We start from the raw sequence: 9,495 nt of genomic DNA on the forward strand, positions 1-9,495 counted from the left end.
TAAAATAATAGGAGTGAAGAAATGGATGAGATGAAGGATATTCGTTCTAACAAAGAAAGGATACGACTTATCTTGTTCAGTAACTTCCTAATATTTTCTGTCTGTTCCAATCGTACTACCACCTAGACCCATGGTAAAATAAAAGAGTAATAGAGGAGGTTTGTACCTTGGTTTCTGTAGAGTTACAGGATTATTTGCAGCATCATTTTGTATTAAAAAATGAGAGCTTACATGTCAGCGATGGATCTGAGCAGAACGGCATTATTCATATATCGGTAATTAAACGAACGGTAAGAACAAGAAGAATTGTCGCAAGGCTAATGGTTGGGAGTACTACGGACTTACAGGGAATAGATAAAATTCCAACAAAACTTACCAACAGTTTTAAAAGTCCGAATACGAAAAAGCAGGTTGATCTTTCTGAAGAAACCTATGAATGGATTCGTTTTGGGTGGGTAATTCGTGAAATTCGTTTAGAAAAAGATGAGAGAACAGTAAAAACAGAACGATATCGAATGGGCTTTGTGCTTTATCAACTGAGCTTAAAGGTACAAGCAGAAGCAGAAGAAGAGAGTAGAAACTGGTTACTTGATTGGAATAAGCAATGGGAAGTTGCCAGGAGTAGCGATGTTCCAGGTTTTGAACAAGACCAGCGCGCAGATGTTGTTGCCTTATTAGCAAGCCAATTAGATGAATTTACAAGTGAGACAGATAGTGTATTAGCTGGAGAGACTAAGTTAATTGAGCGCATGCATCCTTCTTGGCGTTTGAAGAAACAAGTATTATACCTACATTTTTTGATTGCTTTATATAAACTGGCATGCACGGAAAAGCATTTTGATTGGAAGCAAATAGGTGCTAGCTATTATCGGAAAATAGGTGGATCAAAAAAGTTTGACGCTTATAAAAAGGAATTTATTGAGGAAACAGAAAACCTCCTTCATCGCCCAATTCAATTGTTAGGCCTAGCAAGTATGGGGACGATTACACCATTGTTTTTTACTGGACCAATGCAAGGGAACTACGTGGATTATGGTTATGGTACTGTTCATGCAACGACAGATTTAGCTGTTTTTTCGGAGACGTTTAAAACGACAGCAGACGTGTTGTGGTTGGTTGAAAACAGAGGTGTGTTAACACGTATGGCTTACGAGGAAGAATTTCTAAGAGATACGAAAAGCTTTGTATTAGGTGTGGATGGACAAGTAAGGTCTGCACATAGACAACTAATTTCGCAACTAGTAGCCTGTGTCAGTCAAGTTATTATTTGGACGGACGTTGATGAAGCAGGTCATTTGATTGCCGAGCAATTATATAAGTTAACAGAAGATGAAAATGTCCTAACCAAGTGGATTGTACCACCATTAACCGTCGAAACAGAGTGGGGGACTTTTGCAAGCAAATACCAACAATCGATACAAATGAGTAAAGAAGAACAGGAACAAGAAATTGGAGGTGTAGAGCTGTGGAAAAAGTGGATCAATCATTAATTTCGATCTTTGACGTTACAGATGATAAACCTGAGTTACTACAATCGATGCGTGATATTGCACAACTTTCAGGTGTGTTAACGGAATTAAGTGATAGGGAGTATTTTCAGTCACCAATCCACGTACTACGTTTCCTCCGAGTGTTGAATATTATTAACCAAGAAGCACTCGGTATTGCAGAGCCGATTGAAAGCGAGGAAACATTATTTTATCGCTATCGCAATGTATATGGCTATGATGAAACAATTACGCATAGTTATATGAAGCATCTCGTGTTCGTTTTGGGGAAATTTAACTGGGTAGCCAAAACAGCAAAACGAATTAAAATGCGTGATGTAGGAAAAAGAATGATGGATGTACTAATTCGTCTAGCTAATGACTCTCTTGCGTATTATCTCAATGATGATGTGGCAAGGTCACTCTTTCAAGCAAAAAGAGATGCAGAATTAAGTGAAGCATATGATGATAAAGGGATTTCTGGTGGGAATAAGCTTGCGAGTATGATTAAAAATGTGGAAGAAGCTGTATTGCTTCTCCATGAAAGGGAACTTGAGTATTTAGCAGACCGAAATGCATTAACACAAGTAGAAGTGATTCATCATCTGATGACAGAACTAGAAGGTAAGATGGAAGCAAGAATGGAGAAATTTGAAACAGTTGATCAAGAGCTTGTGTTTTCAGATATTAAACAACGAGGTACGGCTGCGATTAGTGATGGAACAAAAATTAGCCTAGGGACAATTAATAAAATTTTAAAGTTTGCCCATCTGCAAGAGACGGATTTTAATCATAGAATCCAACCGGAAGCGTTTCGCACGTTCATCGTAAAATCGTTTGACCCACCACCTGGTTCTGAAATACCGAACGCACATCAAATACTAAGTTTCATGGAACAAGGACAATACGAGGACGAAGAAATAGACGGTCTTTGGGCACCGGTGAAATTTGCTAGCCCTCTATCACCGATGGCTATTGATGAAGGAATTCACTATATCGAAAACTATGAACCGATTACAGAAGAGATAGAAGAAATAGTTGAAGAAGAATTTCCAGATATTGAAGAAATAATGGAAGGACAGTTGGATGAAATAATGGGCGATTCGAAATGGCAAATGACAAAACAAATGATACACACAGAGAGGATTGAAGCGTATTTGGAAGAAGTAGAAGAAGCAGGCCTTGACGAACTAATTATTCAGTCTGGGTCATCCAAATGGAGTGACGTACTCAACGGATTAATTGGTGTTTCAGCACTAGTGGCAAATAAAAAAGCTGACATTGATGAACAAGCGAAAAAGCAACTGTACCATAATAAAGATCAACGTGACTGGAGGTGGAGTGAGGATGAACAGGGAACATATGGAATTAGAAAACGAGGAAGAAATCACGAACGTTAATCCATTAGCAGCCCTACAATCGTTAAAAGGCTTTCTAACGACAGAGGAAGAACTTGCATTTATGCAAATCCTTTTTTCATCGTCTGCTACAATTCGAAGTGGGAATTTTGGACTTTCACGTAAGGAAGTAGAAAAAATAATTGGAATTACAGATGATGAACAAGCATTCTTCTCTTTTCTCAAGCGAGTAAACCAAGCAGTTAGTCGTTATATAAAAGTGATTTATGATGAGCGAAGAAATCAAGTAGTAGCACTCATGCGTGTGCCTGCAAAACAAGCGAAAACACTATTAAATAAAGAAAGTTTAGCTATTCTCATGTATATTTTTTATCACCAAGACGTACTGCAGAATGAATATACACTCTTTTCCCAATTGATTAATAGTTTTGGCCACGAATCATTGCAGGTAACACGAAAGATTCAAGCGAATTTGGACCCGTTGAAAAAGATTGGGGCAATTGAAGTATATGATACGAATTCAGAGGAAGAAGCCTATCAACTTACATCTATTGGTGCTAATTTATTTTCGGATTCCTTTTTACGAAGATACACCGAGTTTAGTCAATCGAATCAGTTGCACATGGATGATGTCTTACGGTTCTTTAAACGCTACAACATGAATGGAGGCACGAGTAATGATTCCATGGAGACTTAAATTTTCAGGCATACGAGATTATACGCCGATAGTTATGGATTTCTCTGATAAAGATGACCATATTTTAATTTCTGGACCAAATGGTGCAGGAAAATCAACGGTCACGTTTTGTATGGGTGGCGTTCTTTATTCAAGTAAAGTTGACCTTGAAGGGTTAAAGTCAAACAATCTTCCAACAGACCAAACGTGGCGAGCAAAAATTGAGTTGCTTTTTAAAAATGATGGAAAAATCAAGGTTGATGCGCCACAGTTTGTTCAGTTTCGATTAGAAATTGAACAGAAGCCGGGTGATCCAGTAAAAAAAGAATTTTATATTCAAGAGGGAGAGGTCATTGACGAATGGGAACGGGAAACGAAATATTCTTCTGGAGATCGGAACTTTAATTTTACTGAATATAAAAATCAACTTCTCTATAAATATGCTGTTGATCCGGATGAGTTTTATTTAATTTGGTATCAAAAAGAGGTAAACCAGTTTGCAGTGATGCATCCAGAAGAGCGTTTTCGTATTTTCAGTGAAATGAATGGTATTGATAGAATCCAGAAAAACTGGGAAGAAAGCAAAGAACTCGTAAAAGAAACGGAGCAGACCTTGCAGGAAGCGGAGAGTAAACAAGGTCTTAACAAACTCCAGTTAAATCAAAAGAAAAACGAATTAGATAGGTATTATAGTCGAAACAAACGATTAGAAGAAGGATTCAAGCAGTATATTTCAGCTCTTAAATGGTTGGAAAAGCATCATTTTAATCAAATGAATACTTTAAGAGATCAAATAGAAACATTAAAAGTAGACAAAGAAGAGAGAATTACAGAGAAGCAGCAAGAAATAATTCTACTAGCAGACGAGAGAGAAAAGCATGAACAGTTTCAAGCAGCAATCAGTCAAATGGAGTCTCATGAGCTAGAGCTGGACGGTGAGCTAACTCGCTTGCAAGAGGAGATATCAAATCATAAAGACAAAGTGGAGGCTGTCTCAAAGGAAATCGAGGAAATGACGAAGAGAGTAGAACGGATTGGCATGACTGAAGAAGAACTAAATGAAGCTTTGGTTAATGCAGAGGGAAAATATGTTTCCATTGACGCTTCAATGAAAGAAAAGCAACAGTTGTTGGAAAGCAATAAACAAGTATTAGATGAAATAACCCAGCCAATAGCTGAACTAAAAGTGAAGATTGTCCAAGACAGTGCTAAGGAAAAAGAAGTGCATAAATTGATTGATGCATATAACAGTAGTCAAGCTGTGCAAAAAGAAATGGAGTTCAATGAGCAACGACTAGAAGATGCAAAAGATGAAAAAGGAAATCTTGTAATTAAAAAAGGAAGGTTAGAAAAAGAACTAGAAAACCTTAGAAACAATCGCGTTTACAGTCCTCGTCAGGAAATGGCAATCCAGTACTTCGAAAAACGAAATATAGAAGTATATCCTTTGCGTGAGCTTGTTGAACTAGATGAAGCAGCTAAGCCGAAAGACGAAGCTTTGTTTGATTCGATAAAGTATACGTTGTTTGTGAACAAAACAGATTTCCTTGCACCAAATGATTTATATCATGTCCCATTGCCAAATATTATTCCAGAAATAACAATTACACACCTTCCGGCTAAACATTTAAAGATAAAAGAATTAAGCAATAATCTCTATCCACTTGCGGTAAAAGCACTTTGGTGGGTTAAGAGCTTTTTTGAAAATGAAAAACCACGGATTCAAAATGAAGTGCTTATCGATGCAAGAGGGATAAGAGGTCCCCAAGAGGAGAAGCGTATCATTCTAAGTGAAAAAGTTTTAAAATATTATCGAGTACAAGTAGAGGATGAGCTTGAACTGCTTGGCAATGACATTAGCAATCTATCAAATGAAATAGATGAATTAACACGTAGAAAAAGTACGTTATTTCGCAAACACGAGGCTTTAAAAGATGCAGAAGCCTTTTTGCTAAAAGAAAATGAACGAGAGTGGCGAAAGAGTGAGCATTACAATCTAAGTTATGAAAAACGTGAACTCGAGGAAAATAGGGACGAGATTCAGACGGAGTGGAATAGGCTCAATGAAGAGCGTGCTGACTGGAAGCAAAAGGTAGAAACTTTTAAAAACTATCAAGAAATTTTTATTCAGTATGAAAAAGAGAAGGAAAAAATAACAAAAGTACGCCAATTGAAGCAATATTTAACCGAGTTAGAAAGAGAGAAAAAGAATAACAATGCACAGTTAGAACAACTTGGTTCCCTCTTGGATGAGAAACGACGTGAAGAAAAGAAATTAAATCGGGATATAGAGGATTTGGTCGATAGCCTCAGAAACAAAGACCGAGAAATTGAGTCAATAGAAAGGCAAATCAAACATCGGTCTGAAGAATATTTAACGAGTGAAGAGAACTATTCATCCGTCCAGCATGATACACAAAGGTTATTAGACTCTGTAAAACAGCAGTTAAAAGGTTTTGCATATGAGCTTACAGAACTACCTAATGTAACTAAACCTGAGGCAGAAGACATGCGAGAAAGTGGAAAAATTCAATATTCTCATGCAGCAAATGAAACAGGGATTGATGAAGCTGCTCCAGAAAACTATCAAAAAATGAAAGAAGAGTATGATCGCTCCGCTACAGAAGTGAAGAAATCGAAACTATTGTTGGAGGAATATACAGAGCGAATGGAACGTCTAAAAGAAGATTTGGAAAGCACAATTAATAGTAAAGTTATTGATGTTAATCAAAAGTTTGTCCATTATATGTCTCTGTTTGGCTTCCAAGGGGAGATAGATTGGGATATGAGAACAGACCGACGTAATCAAATTCATTATGCCTTATATATTAAGGCACGTAAAGAAGGGCATCGAGGAAGATTAGAGGATGTAAGTGTTAAAGCAAGAGGCGGCAAAGTAGGGAAAGGGGTATCTGGTGGGGAAGAGTCTCTTAGTTCCTTACTATTTGCTTTGGCATTATTACAAACGATTCGTGCAACACCAGGCTATATCGTACTCGACGAGTTTGATAGTGCACTTGATGAAGGACGTAAAGATAAAGTGTTTGAGTTATATGAGAAGGAACTACAGCGAAAAATGATAATCTTAACTCCTAAGTCTCATGAAGCAGAATACCTATATCGTTTTTCTAAAGCATATGTTGTTCATCACAATCCCAATATTCCGCAGAGTAAGATCTTTAAGGTGAAAAGAAGTGAAGAAGCTTTAAAATGATTTACAGTAATTGTTTTAAGCGGGGAATCACTTCATTTTACTCTATCAGAAAATTGCTTATCACTTTAATATAGAAATTAATGAAACCAAATCAGAATAAGATTTAAATATCAGATGAAAGATGCGGAAACGGTGTGACTGACCGGTGTCAAATTTAAGCACAAAAAAATAAATATATTATTCTCGTAAAAGTAAGAACATAAGTTAAAAGTTGTTCTTTTTTTCTTTTTCGTACAGCTAACGATTGTTTTATTAAAATTTAAATCTATTGTATAATTGATTTGAGTAAATTATTTATTAAATGAGGTGGTTATGAATGACTGCTGATGAGATAATGAAAGCAATCGAAGAAATGGATAATGGGGAACGAATCAAATTACTAAATAAGTTATTTGATAATTACTTTGACAGCAGACCTCCAATAGAGCAAATCATAAAAGAAAAAGAAGAGATGTTTTGGGGTAAGGAAGATGAGTAAAACAGGTAAACGGGAAATATGGACTGTTGAGTTAAATGGAAAAAGAAGGCCAGTCGTTATTGTAAGCAATGATAATGTAATTGTTCTGCGGGCTTGAGTCTCTTGTCAGGAAGCTAGCTATAGAGGCTGGCAATGCCCAAACTAAGCTATCATGCCCGCCACTCCTAAAGCCAGTGCTTCTAATGAAGTTTGTGCTAAGCCGCGATGCTTAAAGTTGTATTTTCTAACTCTTGTGGGGTTAAATAACCGATGGTGCCATGAATTCTTTTTCGGTTATACCAACCTTCAATATATTTAAACAACTCCCGTTATTTTAAGAGCACAAACCATAAAGTAGTTTGTGCTCTTAAAACGATTATGATTTACTTGTACATGTTATCTTTCTCTTCTAAGGAGATATCAATAGCTTCTTAATTTAATTCTGCTAAACCGTCAATATGGTTATCATCTAACAATTGTCTATATCCGAATAATGAGTTTTTGCATCGCATCGACACCTTAAAAGCGTGGGAAAACGTACAAATTGAAAATAATGAAACCCACATTCAACAGTACTATTCCAATAATTGTTTGTTTCCACGTCATCTTATCTTTGTTAAAATACTTAATTAGTAGACCAATAATGACAGCACTAAAAGTATATCCAAGCATAAATCCTAGCGTGTCCCCTAATATACTTCTCAACATAAGTTCTAAACAGCCCCTCTTATTTTTTGTCCGATCCCAATAACTTACGTACAGCATCTACAAACCCACCAGCGAAATCTGTGGACCGATTCACATCACCGTTGGGTTCTATTGTAAACATTACTTTTCTATCCTAGTTTTTACCACTGCCACTGATATCCACCAATACTTGCTTTAGGAACAGAAGTTAAAATTTTCTAGGACTTTTATCTGTTCTTAAAATGGAGACTTACACCTATATAATCTAAATTATAACATGGATTATAATGGTAACTAAATGACAGATAAGAAGTATATGGTAGAAAGAAGTTATGACTCTGTCATAAATGTAGATACAGGCCTCAAAACATGGAAACTATTTCTTCTTATGTCACATCCGATTAAGAGACGTATGGAAGTCCAGTAAATCGGTTGTTTCGTTTTCCATGTGGGCGGTATTTCTTTGTTTTGGAGGTGGACAGTGGCCAATTTAAAAGTGAATCTTTCAGAAGTGCAAAGCTTTGTGGAAGAACAAAAAAAGACGATGAAAGCTCTTCGTTTAGGATTAAGCGAGGTCGAGTCGAATATTAATCAAATTATCGAGATGGAGACGTTTAAAGGAGAAACGGCGAATGCAGCGAAGACCTATTTCCGTGACTATCACGGCACGCTTCTTCAGGCGTTTATCGGTTTATCGAATCAGCTAGAGAGAAATTTGATGAAGCATCTCAATGATTTCAAAGCGAATGTCGACTCGAATGATCTGACGGTGTGGATCAATCATACATAGAGGATCAAGAAGAAGATATACATAGGAAGTATAAGCAATTAGAAGGCATTTCAAAGGAAATAGATGCGATTATAAAGAGTGTCTCGGATATAACTTCGGCACAATCTCCTTCGTTTTCGAATGTGATGAATCGAAAAGAAGAAACAGTGGAAGTGACTTCAGATGTAACGGAACAATTAGTCGCTTTTACGAAAAGAGGAAAAGCAGACCATCATCACGTTCAAGAGGCCATGGCTGAAATAGAAGTGTTATTGAAAGCGGGGCAGAAGAAAACCGCACAATCAAAAACACCAGACTGGTTTCAAGTGCAGCTACCAACCATTCAGTCTATCGTAAACGACGCAAAGAAGAACCAAGCATTTTCCTCCGTGCTTTCCAACGCATCCTTCCTTCAATGTGTCGTTAAACAATCCGGTGTCACCCAAACTCAAATCGGTCGGACGACAGTAGGATTGGCGAAATATGTGAAGAAAATGTCGTTTGACGAGCAGCTTAGAAGGGGACAAGGATGGTTCGCACACTCCCCGCTAGGCCGGAGTTTGCTTCATTACCGTACAGACCCAAGGTTTCAGTTTCTGTATTCATTTGCGACGAAGGTTCCGTTGGCTGCCATGCGTTCGACGATGACGTTTGAACAGAAACAACAAAAGGACACGTTAGAAGGTCGTTTGTCTGTCGATGCCCTAAAAACATGGTGGAACAAAACGATTACCCATCGAATAGATCTTAGCCTATTAAGAGTTGTGTCACTTGCTTTTACAGGGATTCCAGCGTCAACAAAGAATACAACAGTCGATGGAGGAGAAACCGGTGAAGAGAAAACAAT

The 9,495-nt window shown here is 37.3% G+C and carries 7 protein-coding genes and 1 pseudogene; 7 read left to right on the forward strand and 1 reads right to left on the reverse strand.

Features of this window, described 5'->3' with window-relative positions; translation table 11 throughout:
• The first annotated feature begins 167 nt into the window (after positions 1-167).
• The 5 genes from ACERJO_RS20610 to ACERJO_RS20630 all read left to right on the forward strand — a co-directional run bounded on the left by ACERJO_RS20610 (position 168) and on the right by ACERJO_RS20630 (position 7,213).
• Positions 168-1,490: a toprim domain-containing protein gene (locus ACERJO_RS20610; RefSeq protein WP_373648730.1), complete on the forward strand. Its 1,323-nt coding sequence runs from the start codon at positions 168-170 to the stop codon at positions 1,488-1,490.
• A complete protein-coding gene (locus ACERJO_RS20615) occupies positions 1,466-2,887 on the forward strand; it encodes a hypothetical protein (protein ID WP_373648731.1) in 1,422 nt (473 codons plus the stop codon). Before ACERJO_RS20610 ends, ACERJO_RS20615 begins: the two co-directional genes overlap by 25 nt.
• Positions 2,835-3,542, forward strand: coding sequence for a hypothetical protein (locus tag ACERJO_RS20620; protein ID WP_373648732.1), 708 nt, complete (start codon positions 2,835-2,837; stop codon positions 3,540-3,542). The genes ACERJO_RS20615 and ACERJO_RS20620 overlap by 53 nt, the downstream gene beginning before the upstream one ends.
• The gene (locus ACERJO_RS20625; protein WP_373648733.1) at positions 3,523-6,735 is read left to right on the forward strand and encodes an AAA family ATPase; all 3,213 of its coding nucleotides are present in this window, start codon (positions 3,523-3,525) and stop codon (positions 6,733-6,735) included. Before ACERJO_RS20620 ends, ACERJO_RS20625 begins: the two co-directional genes overlap by 20 nt.
• Before the next feature lie 316 nt (positions 6,736-7,051).
• Positions 7,052-7,213: a hypothetical protein gene (locus ACERJO_RS20630; RefSeq protein ID WP_373648734.1), complete on the forward strand. Its 162-nt coding sequence runs from the start codon at positions 7,052-7,054 to the stop codon at positions 7,211-7,213.
• Positions 7,214-7,407: 194 nt separating this feature from the next.
• On the opposite strand, the pseudogene ACERJO_RS20635 reads toward ACERJO_RS20630, so the two are convergent.
• Positions 7,408-7,518 (reverse strand): annotated as a pseudogene (locus ACERJO_RS20635) (IS3 family transposase); the annotation flags it as partial.
• Positions 7,519-8,360: 842 nt separating this feature from the next.
• On the opposite strand from ACERJO_RS20635, the gene ACERJO_RS20640 reads away from it, so the two are divergent.
• Together ACERJO_RS20640 and ACERJO_RS20645 are read left to right on the forward strand one after the other, a co-directional pair.
• Positions 8,361-8,669 (forward strand): T7SS effector LXG polymorphic toxin, encoded by a 309-nt coding sequence (locus ACERJO_RS20640; RefSeq protein WP_373648735.1) that lies wholly within the window; start codon positions 8,361-8,363, stop codon positions 8,667-8,669.
• The coding region (locus tag ACERJO_RS20645) for a hypothetical protein (protein WP_373648736.1) at positions 8,651-9,495 on the forward strand (845 nt) is incomplete at its 3' end. The genes ACERJO_RS20640 and ACERJO_RS20645, both read left to right, overlap by 19 nt.

Origin of the sequence: Halalkalibacter sp. AB-rgal2, from assembly GCF_041821005.1 — a bacterium.
Classification (GTDB): Bacteria; Bacillota; Bacilli; order Bacillales; family Bacillaceae_D; genus Halalkalibacter.